This is a genomic window from Streptomyces sp. NPDC053367, assembly GCF_044545925.1.
GTDB lineage: Bacteria > Actinomycetota > Actinomycetes > Streptomycetales > Streptomycetaceae > Streptomyces.
This window is the reverse complement of the sequence record NZ_JBITYN010000006.1, coordinates 321,631-343,001: the sequence shown is the minus strand read 5'-3', so window position 1 is coordinate 343,001 and position 21,371 is coordinate 321,631. Positions and strand designations below refer to the sequence as shown.

The following is a 21,371-nucleotide window of genomic DNA, read 5'->3' as shown; positions in this document are numbered from 1 at the left end:
ACCCTCGGGTGCGGAGCCGCAGAGCCTGGAGCAGCGCCCGACAGGCATCCAAGATCCTGCTGCAGCGGTGGATCACGCACAGGGGCCGGACCTCAGGCGCGGGTTCGGCGGTCACCCCGCGCCCCCGGGGCGGTACGGTGCCGGGTCCGGGGGCGGTGGCACGCCGGGCGGGGGCTCGTCGCGTGGCGAGAGCGCGATGTCGCACCACACCTGTTTGCCGCCGCCGAGGGGCACTGAGCCCCAGGCCGAGGACATCGCTGCGACGAGGAGCAGGCCGCGCCCACCGGTCTCCTCCCAGTCGACGCTCTCGGCCTTGACCGGTGTGCGCGGAGAGGCGTCGTTGACGGCGATGCGCAGCCGGTCGCCGGTCAGCGTCAGGTCCAGGCGCACCTCGCCCGTGGTGTGCGCAATGGCGTTGGTGACCAGCTCGGAGACGACCAGCAGGGCGACGTCGCTCTCCTCCACCACGGACCAGGTGCGCAGGGTGCGGGCGGTGAAACGACGCGCGTGCATGACCGCGTCGGGGAGCCGCCATACCGCCCAGTGGGCCCGGACGGGCCGGACCCGCATGCCGTCGTAGCGCAGGATCAGCGCAGCCACGTCGTCACGTCTGTGGCGGGCGGAGGCGACGAGCTGGTCGGCCACCCGCTCGGGATCGGCGGGATCGGCGGCGGCGAGCACTTCGCGCACGGCCCGCATGCCGTCCTCCAGGGGGAGAGTCGCCGACTCCACCAGTCCGTCCGTGAGTAGCGTGACGAGAGTGCCGGGCGCAAGGCTGAGCTGGGTCATCGGGAAGTCGCCGTCCGCGATCACACCGAGCGGGGGTCCGCCCTCGATCTGCGGCTCCTCGGTCGTGGCGTCGGGCAGCCTCAGCAGCGGTGGCAGATGTCCCGCCCGGACGACCCAGGCGGTGCCCTCCTCCATGTCCAGGTCGACATAGGTGCATGTGGCGAAGAGATCGGTCTCCATGCCGACGAGCAGCTGGTTCGCGTGCGCCACCACGACATCGGGCGGATGGCCCTCGACCGCGTAAGCCCTGATGGCGGTACGCATCTGCCCCATGATGGTCGCGGCTGCGGCGCTGTGCCCCTGCACGTCGCCGATGACCAGTGCCAGACGGCTGTCGGAGAGCGTGACCACGTCGTACCAGTCGCCGCCCACTTCGAGGCCCACGGTCGCCGGCAGGTACCGGGCGACGGCCACCCCTCCGTCCAGTTGCGGCAGCTTGCGGGGCAGCAGACTGCGCTGCAGCATCGTGGCGAACTCGTGGCCGGCGTCCAGGGCGTGGGCGCGTGCCAGGGCCTGGCCCATCACACCCGCGGTCGCGGTCAGCAGGGAGCGGTCTCCGGGTCCGAACCGGTGCTCGCCGTCCCACCCCACAAGGCACACCCCTACCATTCGGCCGTCCGCGGGCAGCGGCAGGACGGCTAGGCCGCCGGGTCCGACGCACCTGAGGTCGGGTTCGAGCTCGGTGGCCGCGGGCCAGAGGCTGACGTGCCCCTCCCGCAGAGCGTTCCGCAGGGTGCGTAGGTCGTGGCAGGTCGCTTCGGGCCGTTGCGCGCGCCACGACCGCGGCCAGGCGTCCGGCTCCGGCGGGTCGAGGACGGTCACCACGAGGTGGTCGCCCTCCAGCTCAGCCACCGTTACCCGACCTGCGTCGAGGTGGGCGCGCAAGAAGTCGACCACCACCCTGTTGACGTCGCGAACGGTGGTCGCGCCGGACAGCGCGGCGGACAGTCGCTGGACGAGCGACACGTCGTCGGCACCGGGGCGCAGGTATGAGGCGTCGCTCACCACACCCAGCACCTGCCGCGGCCGGCCCTCGGGCCCGGCCAGTACACGGCAGCGCAGGCCCAGCCAGCGCAGTTCACCGTTGCGGTGGCGAATGCGGAATGCCAGGTTCTGATCGGAGTCGTTCTGCTGGGGCTCCACGACGGACATCAGCGCGGGCACGTCGTCCGGGGCGGTGCACTCGAGCAGGGCCGAGACATCGCCGTCGAAGTCCTGCGGGGGGACGCCGAACAGGTCCAGGACCGCCGGGTCCACGTCGATGTGCCCGGTGCCCGGGTCGAGGACGAAACAGCCGCCGCGCGCCGACAGCAGGGCGGGCCTCGGCCCGGGTACCGACCGGGTCCGGCATGTGACGCGGGCGGAGGCCGCCGCGAGACCCGCGGCCGCCTGGCCTGCGTGCAGCTCCAGCAGCGTGCGCTGATCGGCACTGAAACCGCCTCCGGCCCGGCCCATCACGAGCAGGCAGCCCAGCAGGCGGGCCTCTCCGCCCAGCGGCAGCGCGCCCACCGAGAGGGCGTCGGCCGGAGCGGCGTCATGGGGACTGCCGACGGGGGTGTGCGGAGCGGCGTCATCGGGACTGCCGACGGGGGTGTGCCCTGGCCGGCCGTACCGGGCGGACTCCTCGGTGGTCAACCACAGGGGGCGGCCGAGGCGGCAGGCGTCGGCAACCGGTGAGGGGCCGGCGAGGGCATACGCCGTCGCCGCCCAGCCCCCTTCGTCGACGCCCTCGACCACCTCGGCGAGACGGAGCTCGTGACCACTCTCGGTCAGCACGTAGAAGGCGGCGAGCCCGACCCCGCAGGAAGCAAGAATGTCCCCGTCCAAAGACACGCACCGCCTCCGTACGCCCGGGCCCCCGCCGGTCACCGCTGCCACCCGCTGTACTCCATGTTCCACGGGTCGGGTGGAGGCAGCCAATCAGGGTGATCACCGCAACGAGGGTGAAGCAGTCGCCGCGAGGGCGGCGCACCGCTGTGGCCCGTCCCCCGGGTCTTCGTCACCCGGCTCACAGGCAGCTGCCGGAACCGGGCGCCCAGCGATCGTCCGACACCAGGTGAGCGACAACGCCGTCCCCCGGGAGGACGTGAGGCCGAGCACCGCCGGGTCAGGCCGAGGCATCCGCGCGCAGGGCGAAGCGGGCTCGACGTGAGAGCGAGTCGGCGATGACGGCGATCAGGAGGATACCCGCGGTGATGGTGATCTGAATGGCGCCCTGGAGGCCCAGGAGCGCCATGCCGGAGGCGACCGACTGGATGACCAGGATGCCGAGGAGCGCGGACCAGGTGCGGCCGCGGCCGCCGAACAGGCTGGTGCCGCCGATCACCGCGGCGGCAACCGCGTTGACCAGCAGAATCAGGGTGGGCGAGCCCGCCCCGACGGTGCTGGTCCGTGAGGCCAGAAACAGGCCACCGAGCGCGGCCGTCGTCCCGGAGACCATGAATACCGAGATCTGCACCGCCACCACACGCAGTCCGGCGCGACGGGCTGCCTCGACGCTGTCACCCTGGGCGTAGACGGAGCGTCCGTACGAAGTGCGGCGCAGACCGTAGTCCAGCCCGGCGACGATCAGCAGGAAGATCAGCAGGGCCAGCGGCAGCCCTTGGTACTGGTTGAGTACGGCGGCTCCGGCAAAGGCGATGAGGCCGAGGGCGGCCGTACGGGCGGTGATCCTTCCGGTGGACGAGAAGGCCGCGCCGGAGGCACGGTGGTACCGCGACCGCTGGTGGGCTGCGAGGAAGTAGGTGCCGGTCACCGCAGCGGCGAGACCGTAGGCAGCGGCAGGATGGCCGAAGTGGTGGCGGGTCAGTGTCGCCACGAACCCTTCGTCGTCGAAGACAACGGTGCCGCTGCCGCCCAGCACGATGACCAGCATGCCGCTCCAGCCGAGCCCAGCGGCGAGGGTCACCGCGAAGGATGCCACGCCCAGGCGGGCGAAGACGACGCCGTGCAGCGCTCCGGCCGCGCAGCCGACTGCGACCGCGAGGAGCGCTGCGAACTCTTCCGGGATGCCGTGGTGGACGTTCAGCACGGCGAACAGTGCGGCCGTGAATCCGCTCAGCGCACCGATCGAGAGGTCGATCTCGCCGATCAGCAGCACGAAGACGAGGCCGGTGGCGATCAGACCTGTGCCGACGATGTCCACGCCGAGGTTGGAGAGGTTGCGGGGGGAGAGGAAGCTGGGGTCGAGGATCTGGAAGACGGTCCAGACGACGATCAGGACGACGATCGCGGGCACCGGGCCGAGCCCGCCGGTGAGCAGTTTGCTCCGCCGGGCGTCGAGGTGGCTTCGCACACCCTGCTCGCGCAGGGTGCGAAGCCGGTCGGCGAAGGTGGGTGGAGGTGTGTTCACCGCGCCCCCTCGTTCTTGCCGAGGACTCCGCTCCGGGGGGTGCCCGCACTTCCCTCCGCACGGCGGGCTCGGCGGGTCGAGAGCGTCTGCGGTCCCGCTGCCGCGCCCGCATCGCTCACGTTCCGCCGCCCTTCCGCTCCGTGCGGCGATGAGCCACGGCGTGGTCCGTGGCTCCGCTGATCGCGGAGATGATCAGTTCCTGGGAGGCGGTGTGCACGTTGAAGACGCCGTTGTTGTGGCCGAGGCGGAGCACCGCGACCCGGTCCGCGACCGCCTTGATGTCACCCATGGCGCGGCTGATGAGCAGGATGCCGAGACCGCGGTCACGCAGTCTTTCCACCATGTCGAGGAACTGGTCGGCCTGTTGTGCGCTCATGGCCTGGGTGGGTTCGTCCAGGAGGAGCAGGTCGGGTTCCCTCAGCAGCGCGCGGGCGATCGCCACGATCTGCCGCTGGTCGGCGGGGAGCGAGGCGACCGGGACGCGGGCGTCGGGGATGCGGATCGACAGTGTGTCCAGCAGGGCACGGGTACGGCGCCCCATCTCCATCTCGTCGAGGACGCCGTACCGGCGGAGCTCACCGCCGAGGAAGAGGTTGCCGACGACATCGAGGTTGTCGCACAGTGAGAGATTCTGGTACACGGCGGAGATGCCGAGGCTCTGGGAGTGCTGGGGGCGGGCGAGTTGCACCGTGCGGCCTTTCCAGCTGAACACGCCCGTGTCGGCCGGCTCGACGCCAGTGATCACCTTGACCAGGGTGGACTTGCCCGCACCGCTGTCCCCCATCACCGCCACCACTTCGCCCGCACGGATCTCCAGGTCGATGTCGGTCAGCGCACGGACGGCCCCGAAGGACTTGACGACGCCGCGCAGGCTGAGCAGGGGTGAAGCCGATGTCTGGGCCATTTGGTCCTTCCTCGCGGTCAGTCGGTGAGTCCGGCCTTCTCGCAGTCGGGCCGGTACTTCGGACTGCAGATCTCGTCGATGGTGTACATGCCGTCCCGGACCACGGTCTCCTTGATGGTGTCGATGGTCACCAGGGTCGGCGCGAGCTCGACGCTGGGGACGTTCTCGGCCGTATCGGTGCTGATCCTGCCCGTGGTCATGGAATCGAGGGACTTGCCGTGGGCGAGGGCGAGTGCCATGTCCGCGGCGGCAGCCGCCTGGATCCGGTAGGGCTTGTAGATGGTCATGTACTGCTCTCCGCTGACGATGTGCTGCACCGCGGAGAGGTCGGCGTCCTGTCCCCCGACCGGGGGCAGCGGGCTGATGCGTGCGCCCTTCAGGGCGGAGATGGCTCCGGCGGCCATTGCGTCGTTGGCGGCCCAGACGGCGTCGACTTTGTCGACGCCCAGGTCGGCGAGGGCGCCGACCATGATGGCGTACGCGTTCTCGGGGGTCCAGCCCGATGCCACATAGGTCCTGCTGATGTGCGCCCCCGCCCGCTCGAGCATGGAGACCGCCACATGTTCGGGGTTCCACAGGGGTCCCTCGACCCGGACGATCCCTGCCCCGTCGACCCGGTCGCCAAGGCCGTCGAGCATGCCCTCGCCCTGGAGCGCACCGATGGCGTCCGCGTCGAAGGAGACGTAACCCGAGATGGGCCCCTCGGCGACCCGGTCGTAGGAAACCACCGGCACGTCCATCTCTGCCGCTTCGGTGATCAGGCCGCGGAGGTAGACCTCCTGGACCGGGTCGAGGATCAGCACATCGACGCCCTGGGTGAGCATGGCGTTCATCTGCCGGTGCTGGATCTGGACGTCGTTCTCCGCATTGGCATAGCGAACGATGCAGTCCGGGCACCGGTCTTCGACCGCCTGCTCGATCAAGGGCCGGTCAAAGGTCTCGTAGCGGCTGGTCTCGGTCTCCGGGAGCAACAGGCCGATGGTGAGGCCGTTTCCCCCTGGGGCGCCGGTGGGTCCGCAGGCGGTGCACGCCAGAACGAGAGCGGCGATCATGGCGATGCCGACAGCCCATGGCTTCATACGGGACCTCCGCCATCCGTAGCCACGGCCGGCGCTTTGAGCGAGAACGTCCTTGCCTGAACGTTGCACCGCAGTTTATCCGGGTCGGCTTCCCGGCGAGCACGAACGACCCGCCGACGAGGCGGGCGGCGGCGCCTCCTGCCCGCGCGCAGCGAGGCGCGGCCTGGCGATCTCGCACGGCCCGCTCGGCACGATCCGCTCCGCGCTCCCCCGCGTTCCGGTGCCACGTCTGCCTCACCACGCAGAACGTGCCCTGAGCCATCGGTAGCCCCGTCGACCGGTGGGCCCGCCCGCTCCGCCCCGGCGCATTGCGCGAAGTTGATCCACTTTTCGAACAGCTACTACGCTCCCGAGCAGGAACGACGGCTGCGGTCGCAAGGCCGCGGACGCTGCGGGGGTGGTGGCATGGGTTGCTCGGGGAGCGGGTGCCGTGGCCGGTGCCGGACATGAGCGCACCACCGTCCGGACAGGCGCTGCTGGGGCGCGACGACTTCCTGCGCGCGGTGCGGGCCCATGTCGAACGCGCGGTCGCCGGACACGGAGGAGTGCTGCTGCTCACCGGTGAGGCGGGCATCGGCAAGACGTCCCTCGCCGGCCGCGCAGTCCAGGAGGCGCGGAGCAAGGGCCTGGCCGTGCTGCGCGGAGCGTGCTGGGACGCCGACGGCACTCCCGGCTACTGGCCCTGGACGCAGGTCGTCCGCAGCCTGCGCAGGTCCGCGCGGGCGGATACATGGGAGGCTGCCTCGGCGGCGGCCGGGGTGGCCTGGGAGATCCTGCTCGGGGGGAGCGGGGCCGAGGCCGAGGACGTGGAGCGGTTCCAGTTGTTCGACGCGGTCACCACCCTGCTGGTCACCGCCGCGCAGCACCAGCCCGTGCTGGTCGTTCTGGAGGACGTGCACTGGGCCGACCCGGCTTCGGTGGCGCTGCTGGAGTTCGCCGCCCAGCACCTGTCGCTGGAACGGGTCCTGATCCTGGTCACCTGCAGGGACGTGGAGATCGAGCGGCCCGACCATCCCTCGCGCGACCGGCTGCGCTCGCTCATGACCCGGGCCACGACGCTCGCACTCCCCGGCCTGGAGGCGGCGGACGTCGCCGAACTGATGCACCGCACGGCGGGGAGGGCTCCGGACGGCACCCTGGTCACCGAGGTCCTGCGCCGCACCGGAGGGAACCCCTTCTTCGTCCAGGAGACCGCCCGTCTGTGGGCCGGCGGCCACGAGGTGACGGCGGTGTCGCCGGGTCTGCACGCCTCGCTCCAGCAGCGGCTACGGCTGCTGGAGGACCCGGTGGCGGCCTGCCTCGGTGCCGCGTCGGTGCTGGGTCGCCGATTCCGCACCGACATCCTGGCCCGCGTCCTGGGCAGCCCGCCGACGCAGGTACGCCGTTGGCTGGCCCAGGCGACCGACGCCCAGCTGGTCGAGCGGGAGCGCTCCGGAGCAGTCGTCTTCAAGCACGACCTGGTGCGCGAGACGCTGTACGGGGATCTGGACGCACAGCGCGCCCGCAGGCTCCACGCGGCCGCCGTGCACGCGCTGCGCAACACGGCGGCGGCCTCGATGGACGTGATACTCCCCGTGGAGCTGGCCCGCCACGCCCATCTCGCGTTCGAGGAACTGGACCGGGACGAGGCCGTGGAGCTCATGCTGTCCGCGGCGCGGCACGCGGAGCACCGCATGGCGCACGAGGAAGCGGTGGGCCACTACGGGCGTGCCATGGACCGCCTCGCCGACGCGGACCCCGCCCGGCGCGTGCTGATCGGCCTCGACCTCGGGCTCGCGCTCCAGCTGACCGGCGAACAGGAGCGCTCCTGGCGGGTGTTCGCGGACGCCGCCACAGCGGTGAGAGGCCTGGGCCGACCGCTGCTCATGGGACGCACGGCGCTCACGCTCTACGGCGCCGACGGACGTGGCGACACGACGTCGCTGAAACTGCGCGCCCTTCGCTGGGCGCACGCGCAGCTCGTCGCTTCGGACATGCTGACGGCTACCGCAGTCACGACGGCCACCGGGGGACCACTTGGCGCCGGGGGCGAGGAAGCCGCACCGGCCCTGGACCGCGGTGAACCCCCGCTCTCCGAGTCCCGCTTGGCCGGCGGCGTCGCGGCGGCGGTGGTCGCCAGGGCCCGCACGGCGGGCGACGACGACGCCCTGCACATCGGACTGTGGGCGCGCATGCAGGCGGAGTGGGGTCCACAGGCCGCGGGCGGCCGACGCGACCTGGCGGCGGAACTCGTCGCGGTGTCCCGGCGGCGTGGCGACCGCTGGACCGAACATGTGGCGATGTCCATGCAGTGGGTCGCGGCGCTCGAGGCGGACGACCCGCGGTTCCTCGAGGCCTTCCACGCCATGGTGACCGTGGCCGCCACCGACGGCTCCCCCCGTCTGCGGCTGACCTCCGTCATCGACCGCAGCGTCGTCCACGCCATGGCGGGCCGGTTCGCCGAGGCGGCGCAGCTGCTCGACGAGTCGGAGGCCTTGAGCGTCCCCGGCCCGAACTACCACCGGCACTTCCTCGACCACCACCGCTGGGCGCTGCTCGTCCTGCGGGGCGAGTTCGCCGAGGCGAGGCGGTCACTGGACGCCTTACGGCGCAACCAGCACCCCTACGTCCACCTCCTGGAGGCTCTCACCGAGCTGGAGGCCGGTGAGCGGCTGCGCGTGCCCGTTCCCTGGCCGGGCGCGGGAGCCGATGGGGACACGGCGCTGTACCGCAGCCTCACCCCGCTCTGGCTGCGCCACCAGGCTCAGGCGGCCGCCGCCTCGGGCGACCCGGCGTGGTGCGACGACGCCCTCGCCGCGCTGGCCCCGTACGAGGGCCAGTGGCTGGTGTCCCTGCTGGGATGGGACATCGGCGGCCCGGCGACCCTGTGGCTGGGTGTCCTCGACGCCGCCGGCCGACGGTGGGACAGCGCGATCCGGCGGCTCACCGCGGCCCTCCGGTCGGCGGAGCGGCTCCACGCATCGCCCTGGTCGCTGCGGGCTCGGATCGAACTGGCCCGCGTGCTCGCGGAGCGGGGCACCGACGGTGAGCATGACCTCGCCGCCCTGCTCGACGAGGCGACGTCGCAGGCGCAGCGCCTGGGCGTGCCCCATCTGCTCGGCCGCGTCGAGCACCTCACCGCGCGCCCGCCCGGAAAGCGACCGGTATCCCCGCCCTGCGAGTTCCGCCGCAACGGCGAGGTGTGGCGCCTGACGTACGAGGGCCTCACCGTGCACCTGCCGGACGCCAAGGGCCTGCGGGACCTGCACCTCCTGCTGAGCCTCCCCGGCCAGGACATCGCCGCCGTCCACCTGCTGAACCCGCACGACGACTCCGTGGCCACGGCGCACGGCCTGGGCGCCGACGAGGTCCTGGACGAGGAGGCCCGCCGACGCTACCGCCGTCACCTGGAGCGGCTGGAGACGGAGATCGAACGGGCGGTGGAGCGGGGCGACGACGCACGCGCGGCCGCATACGACCGGGAACGCGCCGCCCTGCTGGACGAACTGCGTCGTCACGCGGGCCTCGCGGGCCGCCCACGCCGTCTGGGCGACCCGCGCGAACGCGCCCGCAAGAATGTCACCGCTCGTATCCGCGACACCCTGCGCAGACTGGACGAACAGCACCCGGCGCTCGCCGCGCATCTGCGCCGCGCCGTCTCCACCGGGACGATGTGCCGCTACACCCCGGACCGGGACATCCACTGGCACCTGTGAACGGTGGGTGTCAGAGGGGCTGCCAGTCGTGCCAGGTGCTGCCGGGCTGGTGCTGCCAGCGGTGGTGGACGCCGCCGGGGTTGTTGGCGACGATCTCCAGGCGGCCGTCGCGGTTGCGCACGGCCCGCACGAAGTAGCCGCCGCCCCCGAAGTCCTGCCAGGTCCGCCACGCCCCGGACTGGTCCACCTGATAGTTGTGCTGCAGGAGATCGTCGTTCATGGCGAACACCTCCAGCCGCCCGTCATGCGACTCCACCACCGCCAGCCGCGCCCCGGACGGCCCCCCGAGCGGCTGCCACTCGTACCAGTCACCACCCGGCACGTTCTGCCAACGGTGATGCACACCCGAGGAGTTCGACGCGAACACCTCCAGCCGCCCATCGCGGTGCCCGCCCACCACCACATGCTCGCCGCCCAGACCGAAGTCCACCCACTGCCGCCACGTCCCCGACAGATCCGTCTGACAGGTGTGCCGGAACACGTCATCGGTCAGAGCGAACACCTCAAGCCGCCCGTCCGACGCCGGCGCCACCGCCAGCCGCGCACCCGCCGGACCACCGAGCGGACGCCAGTCGTGCCACGTACCACCCGGCGTGTCGTGCCAACGATGATGCACACCCGAGGAGTTCGACGCGAACACCTCCAGCCGGCCGTCATGGTTGCGGCCCACAGCCACATGCTCACCCCCACCCCCGAACGTGTACCAGTCCGCCCACTCCCCCGACACCTTCGCCTGATACCGGTGAACGAACGTCTCACCGTTCATCGCGAACAACTCCAGCCGCCCGTCCGGCGCCGCCGCCAACGCGATCGTCGCCGACGCAGGCCCACCGAACGCCCGCCAACCCGACCACGCACCACCCACCGCCACCTGATACGTGTGATAGATCTGATCCACCGCCGCATGGAACACCTCCACACGACCATCCGCCGACAACCCCACCGCCAACCGCTGCCGCCGATCCGGCACCACCGGAGTGACCGCTTCCCTCGCTTCCGCGAGGAGGGCTCGTGCCTTGCCCTCGGCCTGGTCGTAGCGGTCGGGGAACGCGGAACGCTGTACCTTCTGCGCCGTCTGGCCGGCCGTCAGATGCGGCTGCTGACCCTCGACGCGGATGGCGCGAGTGAAGAACTGCTCGGCGGCGTACGGCACATGCATGATCTGTTGCGGTGTGCCCCAGCCCTGGCTGGGGCGCTGCTGAAAGACGCCGAGCGAGTCCCGGTCGCCGCAGTCGAGGTTGTTCATATGCGACTCGACCCATCCGGCTTCGAAGCCGGCGAGCATGACCTTGTCGGACACGCCCAGATCACGGCCGACGGTGTACACGGTCTTCGTGACGTCCAGGTCGCGATCCGGTGGGACGTGGCAGGGTGCCATGAAGTGCTCCTGTTCTGTGGGGAGGGTGGAGTGGGGAGGTCTCAGAGGGGCTGCCAGTCGTGCCAGGTGCTGCCGGGCTGGTGCTGCCAGCGGTGGTGGACGCCGCCGGGGTTGTTGGCGACGATCTCCAGGCGGCCGTCGCGGTTGCGCACGGCCCGCACGAAGTAGCCGCCGCCCCCGAAGTCCTGCCAGGTCCGCCACGCCCCGGACTGGTCCACCTGATAGTTGTGCTGCAGGAGATCGTCGTTCATGGCGAACACCTCCAGCCGCCCGTCATGCGACTCCACCACCGCCAGCCGCGCCCCGGACGGCCCCCCGAGCGGCTGCCACTCGTACCAGTCACCACCCGGCACGTTCTGCCAACGGTGATGCACACCCGAGGAGTTCGACGCGAACACCTCCAGCCGCCCATCGCGGTTCCCGCCCACCACCACATGCTCGCCGCCCAGACCGAAGTCCACCCACTGCCGCCACGTCCCCGACAGATCCGTCTGACAGGTGTGCCGGAACACGTCATCGGTCAGAGCGAACACCTCAAGCCGCCCGTCCGACGCCGGCGCCACCGCCAGCCGCGCACCCGCCGGACCACCGAGCGGACGCCAGTCGTGCCACGTACCACCCGGCGTGTCGTGCCAACGATGATGCACACCCGAGGAGTTCGACGCGAACACCTCCAGCCGGCCGTCATGGTTGCGGCCCACAGCCACATGCTCACCCCCACCCCCGAACGTGTACCAGTCCGCCCACTCCCCCGACACCTTCGCCTGATACCGGTGAACGAACGTCTCACCGTTCATCGCGAACAACTCCAGCCGCCCGTCCGGCGCCGCCGCCAACGCGATCGTCGCCGACGCAGGCCCACCGAACGCCCGCCAACCCGACCACGCACCACCCACCGCCACCTGATACGTGTGATAGATCTGATCCACCGCCGCATGGAACACCTCCACACGACCATCCGCCGACAACCCCACCGCCAACCGCTGCCGCCGATCCGGCACCACCGGAGCGTTCCACCAACTGGTCTCCTTGCGGGCGCCGGCCCAGGAGAAGCTGAAGTGGACGTGATCGGTGTGGGGGTTGGCACCGCGGTAGGGCTGCCAGCCGGCGTCGGGGCGATTGGCCATCCAGATGCGCCGGTTCCAGATCATGTACATGACGCCGAAGCGGCGGGCGAGGGCGTGTGCGTTGCCGTGCCGGTCGGTGGCGTGGAGCCAGCCGATCAGATCGTCGGCCAGATGGCCCTGACCGTTGACGCTCACGCCCCAGTCCCAGGCGCGGCCCTCCTTGTGTTCGCTCTGGCCGCCGCTGCCACAGGCCCTGCTGATCCCCATGCTGGTCGTGCCGGGGTAGGCGGCGAGCACCAGGTCGCGGAAGCCCAGCAGACCGGGTTTCGCGTCGGGGTCGCAGTCGCGTTGGGGGTCGTAGGGGGCGTAGGGGTCGATGTCGGGGCCGAAATCGGGTGTCGTCGGCGCCATGCCGGGCTCCTTCGGGCTGCTTCCCCCGCCCAGTGCGAGGGTCCGTACCCCGGGTGCGCGTGATCGGAACGCGCGGGTGTCAGACGCGATCACGCGCCCCCTCCACGACCGGACCGCCCGGCTGGTGCGCGAGCAGCGGCCGATCAGGTCACACCGGCGCGTCCGTGCGCCAGGGCCGATGGCCACAAGGAAGGCTTCCGTCGTGACGAATCGCAGAACTTCCCGCCGGTCGTACGTCGTGATGACGGTGTGCGCCCTGACGCCGACCACGATGGTGTCCGCCCCCTTCGCCTCCGCCGCGCACCCCGCCCACTCGGCCGTCCAGGTCCGGCACACCGCTCCGGCCGGCGCCGTCGTCGGCGAGACGGTGCACACGGCGGCGGGGCTGGTGGCCGGGACCCGGTCGGGCGCGTACCGGATCTTCCGGGGCATCCCCTACGCGGGCGCTCCCGTGGGACCTCATCGGTGGGCGCCGCCCCGGCCCGTTCAGCCGTGGAAGGGCATCAGGGACGCGACGAAGCCGGGGCCGCTGTGCCCGCAGGTGCCTTCCGCGTACGCGCAGATCTCCAGCACGAACGAGGACTGCCTGGTCCTCGACGTCACCACACCACCGGCAGCCGACCGGCGGCGGCCCTCGCCCGTGCTCGTATGGATCCACGGGGACGGCGCGGTGGGCGGCGGCTCCTTCTTCGACGGGCGTCGGCTGGCCGGCCGGGGACTGGTGGTCGTCAGCCTCAACTACCGTCTCGGCGTCTTCGGCGGCCTGGCCCTGCCCGGGCTGGAAGGGTCGGGCACCTTCGGACTCCAGGACCAGCAGGCGGCGCTGAGGTGGGTACGGGACAACGTGCGCGCCTTCGGCGGTGATCCCGGCAACGTCACCGTGGCGGGGGTGTCCTTCGGCGCGTCCGCCGTCGCCGGGCATCTGACGTCACCAGCGTCCAGGGGCCTGTTCCACCGGGCCGTCATGGCGAGCGGGGAGGGCATGATGGACATGCCGGCCGGTGCGATGGGCCCGGATGTGCCGGGATACCCCTGGTACGTCTGGCGGAGCGCTCGGGAGATGGAGGACATCACGACCGAGATGACCCCCTCCCTCGGCTGCCGCGACGACCTGCCCGCACGCACCCTCGCCTGCCTGCGCGCGCTGCCGGTGAAGACGATCCTCAAGGTGCCGTACATCATGAACGCCTTCCAGGCGTTCGGCTACGGGAACACCACGCTGCCCCAGCTGCCGCCCGCGGCCCTGCGCGCGGGACGTTTCCACGCTGTGCCCGTTCTGTCGGGGGCGACCCTGGACGAGCACCGCGTCTTCGTCGGGATGACGTACGACGCGGTGGGCAAGCCGTTCACCGAGGCCGACTACGAGCGCGCGCTGCGCACCGCCTTCGGCCGGTCGGCCGGGCGGGTGCGAGAGGAGTACCCGACGGCCGCCTTCCCCTCCCCCGCCCTGGCGTGGGCCACCGTGATCACCGACCGCATGTGGGCGCGCGGCACCCAGGCCATGCACGACGCCTTGGGGCGGCATGTGCCGCTGTACGCCTACGAGTTCGCCGACCGTGAGGCGCCGATGTTCCTGCCGCTGCCCGGTGCCTTCGACTTCGGCGCCTTTCACGCGGCGGACATCCCGTATCTGTTCGAGGACGAGGCGGCCGAGCCGCTGTTCACCCCGGAGCAGCGTCGGCTGTCGGCGGCGATGACCCGGTACTGGGCCTCGTTCGCCCGCACCGGCGCACCTCACAGCCCCGGGTTGCCCGCCTGGCCGGCCCACCGTCCGGGGGGCGCGGGCCGGCCGTACACGCAGTCCCTGGCGCCGCGGCGTATCGGCCCCATCGACTATCACCGCACGCACAACCTCGGTTTCTGGCACCGCACGCCCTGACCCGGGCCGGCGCCCGGCCCTCTCGTTCGTGTGGAGGTCGGGCGTCGTCACGGGACATCGGCGCCGGCGCTCCCGGGGGGGGCAGGCCCACAGTGCCGTCGGCCTGCGTCAGCACCGGCGAGGCCGGCACTCGTCCTGGACGATTGCCGCGTCCTGCCCGGGCGCTGTGCCCGGTCTCGTGCAAGCGGCGCACGGTGTGCGCGAGACTGGGCACGGCGCACCGTCTCTCGGTCGTGACGAGCGATCACAGCTGGACCGGGTCCCCGGCCGGACCCCGAGCACGTGAGAGGTGCCCGCTGTCGGCATCGTGACGACCAGTAGGGGTGGGGCTTGAGACGGCTGGGGTGGAAGAGGATCGCGGGCGGCCTGATCCTTGTGGGCTCGCTGGGCTTCCTGGCATGGACAGTCCTGCGCAAGGGATGGGATGCGGGGGATCCGGTCGCCGGCGTGATGGGGGGCGTCTTTCTCCTCGGGTCCACGGCGATGGTCGTCCTCGGCCGCCCTCCCGCGGCGCCCGCACCTGTCGCGCCTGCCCCGATGGTGGTCCCGGACGGATGGGTGGACCGTGCGGAGGCCGACCAGGTCGTCGATGCCGTGCTCGCGCGTACGCGCCGGCACTGGCGAGGGGGCGATGCCGTGGCCATCACCGCCGGTCTGCACGGGGCGGGTGGATTCGGCAAGACGACGCTCGCCCGGTACGCGGTCGCCCAGCAGAAGGTCCGCAGGGCGTTCCCCGGCGGGATCTGGTTCATCACCATCGGGCGTGACGTCCGGGGCAGAGCTGCGATCGCAGCCAAGGTCGCCGCCGAGATGGCGCGTATCACGGGGGTCGAGTCGACAGGCGGCGACGATCCGGAGCAGACCGGCGCTCAGCTGGGCAGACTTCTCGCCTCGCTGCCGCGGACCTTGCTGGTGATCGACGACGTGTGGGAGGAGGAACAGCTGCGGCCGTTCCTCATCGGTGCGGAACGACGCTGTGTCCGTCTGATCACCACCCGCAGTCCGAGAGTGCTTCCCGCCCATGCCGCGCGGATCACCGTGGACCGGATGACGTACGACCAGGCCCGCCTGGTCCTGACGAGAGGACTGCCGCAGCTGCCTGAACAGGCGGTGGTCGACGACCTGGTGGAGGCGACCGGGCGGTGGGTGCTTCTGCTGCGGATCACCAACCGCGTCCTGCGCGAGCAGCTCTCGACCGGGGCCGATGCCGATGGTGTCGGTCGACGCCTTCTGGACCGGCTGCGGGTGCACGGGCCCGCAGCCGGCGACCCGCAGAGGGACTTCGACCTCGACGACACCGACGAGCGCAACAGGGCTGTACGGGCCAGTCTCGCAGCCGCCCTGGAACTCCTCCCCGGCGAGGGGGAGCAGAGGTTCGCGGAGCTGGGCGTCTTCGCCGAGGACGAGGCCGTGCCCATTGCGCTGGTGGCCCGCCTGTGGGAGGGGACGGCCGGGCTCGACGAGACGACCGCGCGAAGCCTGTGCGGGCAGATGGCCGATCTGTCCCTGTTCCATCTCGACTCCGGCGTCCCCGGCGGCACGGTGGCGCTGCACGACGTGATCCGCGACCACCTGCGGGCAGAGCTGGCGGCTCGGCTGCCGGGGGTGAACGCCGTTCTTCTCGACACCCTCACCTCTGCCGGTGAAGGCGGGCCCGAGTGGTGGACGACGCCTCACGAGTACCTGCGCAACCACCTCATAGCCCACCTGGTGGACGCGCAGCGCACCGAGGACGCGGCCGCCCTGGCCACGGATTTCCGGTGGGTCAGCATGCGCTTGCGCCACCACGGCCCCACCGCACCTCTGCGAGACCTCTCCCTGGTCCCTCACCCCGAGGCGAGTGCTCTCGCTTCCCACCTGGAACGTGCCGCGCACCTCCTCACCCCGACCACACCGCCCCAGGCTCTCGATGCTGTGCTGCGCAGCCGCGTTCCTGGAGGTCCGCAGTGGTGCTCGGCCGCCGACGGGGTCTTGTCGGGGCCGGCGCTCGTCGACCGGTGGACACCGCCCGATCTGCCCAGCTCCGCGCTCCTGCGCACCCTTACGCATCAGGCACCGGTCGAGGGGATGGCCTTCAGCCCTGACGCCTCCCGCCTCGCCACCGTCGAGACCGGTGGCAGAGTGCGTGTCTGGGACGCCGTGAGCGGGGTGCAGGTGTGTGAACTGCCGCGTCGCAGCCGCATGAGGGACGTGGCGTTCAGCAAGGGGGGAACGCGTCTGCTCACCATCGATGTGCGTGGCACCGTCCACGGGTGGGAGCTTGCCACCGGGTCGGAGCTGCCTCCGTTCTTCTCAGGTGAGCACAGTGCTGCCGTCTTCAGTGCCGATGGTTCTCGGCTCTTCACCGGGCAGGAGCACGGAACGGTGGCGACCTGGGACACGTCCACCGGGGCCCGGCTCGGCGAGTTTCAGGTGCCCGCGAGCAGAACGGGCCACCGCCTGCTGGTGAGCCAGGACGGCACGAAGCTGGTCTTGTCCATGCGTGGCGGCTTGCGGTGCTTCGCCTGCGACGCCGCTACCGGCGGCGATCTGCAGTCCTGGCGAGGCAGGCCTGTGGCGGTCACAGCGGACGGGGCCCGCGTCGCCACGGCCCTGGGGCGAAACGTGGGGATCTGGTGTACGTCGTCCGGGGCGCGCCTGTACGAACTTCGCGACTGCCTCGACGTGACCGTGGCGGCCTTCGATGCCGGCGGTACACACCTGGCCGTAGGAAACCGTGAGGGCGTCGTGCAGGTGTGGGACCTCGACACGCGTACACAGGTCCACCGCTTCCACCACGGGTCGACATGCACATCTCTGGGTTTCGGTCCAGACGGTTCGACACTCACGAGCGCCGGCCTCGACAGGACCGTCCGGATCTGGAACCTCGCCGCCGGTTCTCCCCGGCCGCCGGAGATCGCCGTCGGTGTCGCAGCGGTCTCGGCTGACGGATGCCGCGTCGTCACCGTGAGCCGTGACGGCTTCGGCGTCTGGGACGCTGCGAGCGGAGCGCAGGTGCAGCGCTTCGCGGAAGGCGACGGAGTCACCGGGCAGGAGTTGCAGTTCGTGCCTCCCCTGTACGGAGACAGGGCCGATGTGCTCTCGGCGGCTTGCACGGCGGCAGGCATTCGCTTCGCCGCGGCGACCGACCGCGCCCGCGTCGGTGTGTGGGACGCCGCCGGCGCACTGCTCGTACAACTGGACTGTCCCGGGCCGCTGGAGGCACTGGAACTCAGCCCGCCGGGAGATCTTCTGGCCACGGTCGACCGGCAGGGAACCGCAAGCGTCTGGAAGACCGCCGACGGCACGCTGATGCACCAGTTCCCTCACCACAGGGTTCACCCGCTGGTGTTCAGCCCCGACGGATCCCGTCTCGCCACGTACGATCGCAATGACGGAACCCGCATCTGGGACACCGCGTCAGGCGCGCAGGTCGCTCGACTCACGCGCCGCTCGGCACGGGCATTGGCGTTCAGCCCGGACGACTGCCGGCTGGCCGTCGTCGACCGTTCGGCCGTTCTCCGGGTCGTGGACATCGCCACAGAAGCGGTCGTCCACCGGTTCGGCCGCGTCCGAGCCACGACAGCGGCCTTCAGCCCCGACGGCAAGTACCTCGCCCGCGCGGCCGCCAACACCCTCTCCGTCCATGACTCCACGACAGGCGAACCCCTCACCGGCATGCGCGCCGACAGCGACCTCGAATCCGTGATCTGGCATCCCTCCGGCTGTGCGCTCTTCGTCGGCGGCCGTGGCCTGCTCGGCTACGAGTTCACGGCATAGACCCGCGCGACGCACGAGGTCGAGCAGTGGCCCTCCCCCGCCGACTGCTCGGACGGCTTGGTGGAGGCCATGGTCTTCCGGCGGCAGTCACTCGGATCGGCGGCAGTCACAAGGGAGGGGGGGCTTCCGGCTCGTCGGCGGTGCGGTACGACCGGGCCGGTGCCCACAAGGCGCCGTCCGCGGCCACCGCCTCCGTCCCGGCCGCCATGGCGGGCAGGTCCGTCCACGGCCAGACGTGGCCGCCGGCGCCTGGTTCCGGGCCGTCAGCCGAGCCGCGGCTCGGCCGCGACACCGCGCCCCGCACGGGCCGCTGTTCCCAGCGGGGCCTTCTGCCGCAGCCTTCGGCCGTCGTGCGTGGGGGGGGCGGCTGCCCAGGTCCTCCCCAGCCGCCGTCGGGCACCGTGCCCGCCGGCCGGGTGCCCGGCATCGCGATGACGTCCCCGGCAGAGTCCCACCGGCCAGGGTTCTCGGCGACCTTGACCGGCTTGCGGCCGTGGAACAGTCCCCGGACGGGAGTGGCCCGTGGAGCAGGGCCCGGCCGAGCCCGCACCGCTCCGGGATGGCGGGCGGTCCGGCCGGGGCTCGGGACCGAAGTCCCTCAGTACCGCACCGCGGTTGCGGTCTGCCCGTCGCCGGAGAGCTCGTGGTGCTGCGTGCCCGTCGTCGAGCCGGCCGAGAGGGACTGACCGGGGAAGCCCTCGGGACAGCGGCGTCCGGTCACACCAGTCCGACGCGGCGGGCGACGTCCTCGGTGCGCTGCATGTGCTGGTGTGCCTCGTCGCCGAGGACGATGAGCAGACCGGCGACGACGGTCTCGACGACCGCGAGCGTCGGCACCAGACTGTCGTACGGGGACGGGGCGGTGACCTGGCTGGGCAGGACCACCTCGGCGTGTGCGCTGGCGGGTGACAGCCAGGTGTCGGTGAAGACGACTACCTTTCCGCCGCGTTCCTGGGTGAGCTGGGCGAGAGACACCTTGTCGTGCTCGTAGCGCCGGTAGTCGAAGACGACGATGACGTCGCGGCGGCCGAGCCGGGCGAGGGCGGCGGCTCGCTCCACGTCGCGTTCGGGCAGGACGTGGACGTCGTCGCGCAGCTGCATGAGATGCAGGCCGAGGTACTGGGCGAGCAGGTGGGTGAACCGGCCGCCGACCAGGGTGATCCGGCGCTTGCGGTCGGACAGCAGCGCGATCGCCCGCTCCAGGTCGTGCGGCGGGGTCTCGGCCAGGGTCTGGGCGACGGCGGTGGTGAACAGTCTGCTGCTGCGGGCCATGAGGCCCGCCGCCGAGTCGTCGCCCGAGGTGTCCTCCGTCTCCTCGTACAGGGACAGCGGCGAGGCGTTGCGCTGGTCGAGCTCGGCGCGCAGAGCGGCCTGGAACTCGGGGAACCCGCTGTAGCCGAGGCGGGCGACGAAGCGCAGCACCGTGGGCGCGCTGACGGCGGCGCGCTCGGCGATGGTGGCGACGGTCTCGAAGCCCGCGGCGGGGTAGGCGGCCAGCAGCACCCTCGCGACCTTCCGCTCGGCGGGGCTGAGGGTACCCAGCTTGAGACGGATGTCGTCGGCGAGTGTGCCGGAGGCCATCAGGGCTCCTTTCGGATAGTGCGGTGCGCCGGGGCCGAGCCTAGCGCCCGCACGGGCGGCCGGGGCCGGCCCGAGACACTGGCCGGCCCGGGCCGCACCGGGCGTGCGGGACCGGGTCACCGGGGTGCGATGTCGATGCGCAGTCCCACCAGGGTCCGGGCGGTGGTGCCGTCGCTCGTCCAGGCCGTGAAGCCGGGCCGCTTGGCGAAGGTGACGGTGAAGCGCGGCGCGCTCTCGTAGGTGGTGGCCGTGGCGGTGCGCCGGCTGCTGGTCGTGGCGAGCGCCCGGGCGGTGCGCAGGAAGGAGTACGGGACAGCGGCGGGGTTGTCGAGCGAGGAGAACACGTCGTTGTTGGCGGGCACGGGGGACGCCGTACCGGGGATCATCGGGCGCTTGCCGGGAGCCGGTCGCACGGCCCAGCGGCGGGCGTCGTAACGGTCGCCGTCGGTGAGGTGGGTGTAGCGGGCGCGGGTCAGGGTCCAGCCGTCCCGTGTGGTGCGGGCGTGGGCGTCGCGCAGATCGAGGACGCCCACGCCGTTGCCGCCGAGGACGGTCATGGTCTCGTCGCGCGTTCCCGGGGCGTCGACGACGAGTGCGCTGTTCTCCTGCAGGGCGTAGACGCGGTCGTGACCGGTGTCCGCGGCCAGGCGCAGCGCCCGGCCCTCCCGGCCGTAGGCGCCGGTGTGGGTGTCGACGAGCCCGGAGCGAAGGAAGCCGAAGCCGCCCTCGGGCAGGTAGCCGAGCCGGGTGGCGTCGTCGAAGTAGCCGGGGGCGCTGCCGTCGCGCAGGCCCTGGTAGGACTCGCCGCCGGTGACCATGTTCGGGCCTGCGGCGATCTGCGCGCCCGCGGAGGTGCCGGCGACCACCGCGCCGTCGGCGAGCTTGGCGCGAATGGCGGCGAGCACCTTGGAGTCGGTGTGCCGGTCGCCGTGCAGAAGGGTGGTGACGTAGCGGTGCTGGTCGCCGCCGCCGAAGAAGAACCCGGTCATGGAGTTGATCTGGTCGACGACGGCGTCCGAGTCGGCGTTGGCGATGTGGTCGAGGTCGACGGGGATCCATTCGGCGTCGGCCGCGCCGTGCTTCTCGAAGAGGCCGGCGTAATAGGCGCCGTTGCAGGCGGAGTTGCTGCACCGCTCGGGGTCGTCGGCGTGCGGGTCCTGGCTCTCGGGGACCGATGCGGCGGTGAGGACGCCGATGCGGGCGCGGGAGCCGCCGGCCCGTTCGATGATCTCGCCGTAGACCTGAGTGTTGTCCGCCGCGAGCGCGCCTCCTATCAGCACCAGGGAGCCCCCTTGCGGTGCGCCCTCGGCGCGGACGGTCGCCTGGGCCGCGGGCGCGGCGGTGAGGGCCAGGACGAGGACGGTGGGCGCGGCGAGGAATCGGCGTCGGCCCGGTCGGGAACGGTCGCGCATGGTGTCTCCTTGGGAGGGCGATCGGTAGTTCGGGGTGGGGATACGGGCTGCGGCCGTGGTCGTAC

At 71.8% G+C, this 21,371-nt stretch carries 11 protein-coding genes; 3 read left to right on the top strand and 8 right to left on the bottom strand.

The genetic code is table 11. The features are described 5' to 3' along the window. Window positions 1-111 precede the first annotated feature (111 nt). From ACIGXJ_RS19330 to ACIGXJ_RS19315, 4 genes are all read right to left on the bottom strand, one after another. The gene (locus ACIGXJ_RS19330; RefSeq protein ID WP_399646975.1) at window positions 112-2,616 is read right to left on the bottom strand and encodes a SpoIIE family protein phosphatase; all 2,505 of its coding nucleotides are present in this window, start codon (window positions 2,614-2,616) and stop codon (window positions 112-114) included. Between the two features lie 280 nt (window positions 2,617-2,896). After that, window positions 2,897-4,141, bottom strand: coding sequence for a sugar ABC transporter permease (locus ACIGXJ_RS19325; RefSeq protein ID WP_399646653.1), 1,245 nt, complete (start codon window positions 4,139-4,141; stop codon window positions 2,897-2,899). A 115-nt stretch (window positions 4,142-4,256) separates the two neighbouring features. Next, on the bottom strand, window positions 4,257-5,045 hold the full coding sequence (locus ACIGXJ_RS19320) for an ATP-binding cassette domain-containing protein (RefSeq protein WP_399646651.1): 789 nt from the start codon (window positions 5,043-5,045) through the stop codon (window positions 4,257-4,259). Window positions 5,046-5,062: 17 nt separating this feature from the next. After that, entirely contained in the window at window positions 5,063-6,124 is a 1,062-nt protein-coding gene (locus ACIGXJ_RS19315; protein ID WP_399646649.1) for a substrate-binding domain-containing protein, read from the bottom strand. A gap of 446 nt (window positions 6,125-6,570) precedes the next feature. On the opposite strand from ACIGXJ_RS19315, the gene ACIGXJ_RS19310 reads away from it, so the two are divergent. Then, on the top strand, window positions 6,571-9,819 hold the full coding sequence (locus ACIGXJ_RS19310; protein ID WP_399646646.1) for an ATP-binding protein: 3,249 nt from the start codon (window positions 6,571-6,573) through the stop codon (window positions 9,817-9,819). A gap of 10 nt (window positions 9,820-9,829) precedes the next feature. Here ACIGXJ_RS19310 and ACIGXJ_RS19305 read toward each other — a convergent pair whose 3' ends face one another. Together ACIGXJ_RS19305 and ACIGXJ_RS19300 are read right to left on the bottom strand one after the other, a co-directional pair. After that, window positions 9,830-11,197 (bottom strand): peptidase M23, encoded by a 1,368-nt coding sequence (locus tag ACIGXJ_RS19305; protein ID WP_399646643.1) that lies wholly within the window; start codon window positions 11,195-11,197, stop codon window positions 9,830-9,832. A 41-nt stretch (window positions 11,198-11,238) separates the two neighbouring features. Then, the gene (locus tag ACIGXJ_RS19300; protein ID WP_399646641.1) at window positions 11,239-12,675 is read right to left on the bottom strand and encodes a hypothetical protein; all 1,437 of its coding nucleotides are present in this window, start codon (window positions 12,673-12,675) and stop codon (window positions 11,239-11,241) included. Between the two features lie 202 nt (window positions 12,676-12,877). Between ACIGXJ_RS19300 and ACIGXJ_RS19295 the strand changes: the two genes are divergently transcribed. Both ACIGXJ_RS19295 and ACIGXJ_RS19290 read left to right on the top strand, forming a co-directional pair. Then, window positions 12,878-14,554: a carboxylesterase/lipase family protein gene (locus ACIGXJ_RS19295; protein WP_399646638.1), complete on the top strand. Its 1,677-nt coding sequence runs from the start codon at window positions 12,878-12,880 to the stop codon at window positions 14,552-14,554. A gap of 330 nt (window positions 14,555-14,884) precedes the next feature. Beyond that, window positions 14,885-18,313 carry an NB-ARC domain-containing protein gene (locus ACIGXJ_RS19290; RefSeq protein ID WP_399646636.1) on the top strand — a complete coding sequence of 1,143 codons (3,429 nt, stop codon included), beginning with the start codon at window positions 14,885-14,887 and terminating at the stop codon, window positions 18,311-18,313. A gap of 717 nt (window positions 18,314-19,030) precedes the next feature. Here the strand turns inward: ACIGXJ_RS19290 and ACIGXJ_RS19285 are convergent. After that, window positions 19,031-19,894 carry a MurR/RpiR family transcriptional regulator gene (locus ACIGXJ_RS19285; protein ID WP_399646634.1) on the bottom strand — a complete coding sequence of 288 codons (864 nt, stop codon included), beginning with the start codon at window positions 19,892-19,894 and terminating at the stop codon, window positions 19,031-19,033. A 116-nt stretch (window positions 19,895-20,010) separates the two neighbouring features. Further along, on the bottom strand, window positions 20,011-21,306 hold the full coding sequence (locus ACIGXJ_RS19280) for a cyanophycinase (RefSeq protein WP_399646631.1): 1,296 nt from the start codon (window positions 21,304-21,306) through the stop codon (window positions 20,011-20,013). Window positions 21,307-21,371: the final 65 nt, after the last annotated feature.

What these genes read in the sequence shown, in the direction of transcription:
- ACIGXJ_RS19310 (WP_399646646.1), top strand. Translation starts at nt 6,571, where the DNA reads ATGAGCGCACCACCGTCCGGACAGGCGCTGCTGGGGCGCGACGACTTC.
- ACIGXJ_RS19315 (WP_399646649.1), bottom strand. Translation starts at nt 6,124, where the DNA reads ATGAAGCCATGGGCTGTCGGCATCGCCATGATCGCCGCTCTCGTTCTG.
- ACIGXJ_RS19320 (WP_399646651.1), bottom strand. Translation starts at nt 5,045, where the DNA reads ATGGCCCAGACATCGGCTTCACCCCTGCTCAGCCTGCGCGGCGTCGTC.
- ACIGXJ_RS19285 (WP_399646634.1), bottom strand. Translation starts at nt 19,894, where the DNA reads ATGGCCTCCGGCACACTCGCCGACGACATCCGTCTCAAGCTGGGTACC.
- ACIGXJ_RS19300 (WP_399646641.1), bottom strand. Translation starts at nt 12,675, where the DNA reads ATGGCGCCGACGACACCCGATTTCGGCCCCGACATCGACCCCTACGCC.
- ACIGXJ_RS19305 (WP_399646643.1), bottom strand. Translation starts at nt 11,197, where the DNA reads ATGGCACCCTGCCACGTCCCACCGGATCGCGACCTGGACGTCACGAAG.
- ACIGXJ_RS19280 (WP_399646631.1), bottom strand. Translation starts at nt 21,306, where the DNA reads ATGCGCGACCGTTCCCGACCGGGCCGACGCCGATTCCTCGCCGCGCCC.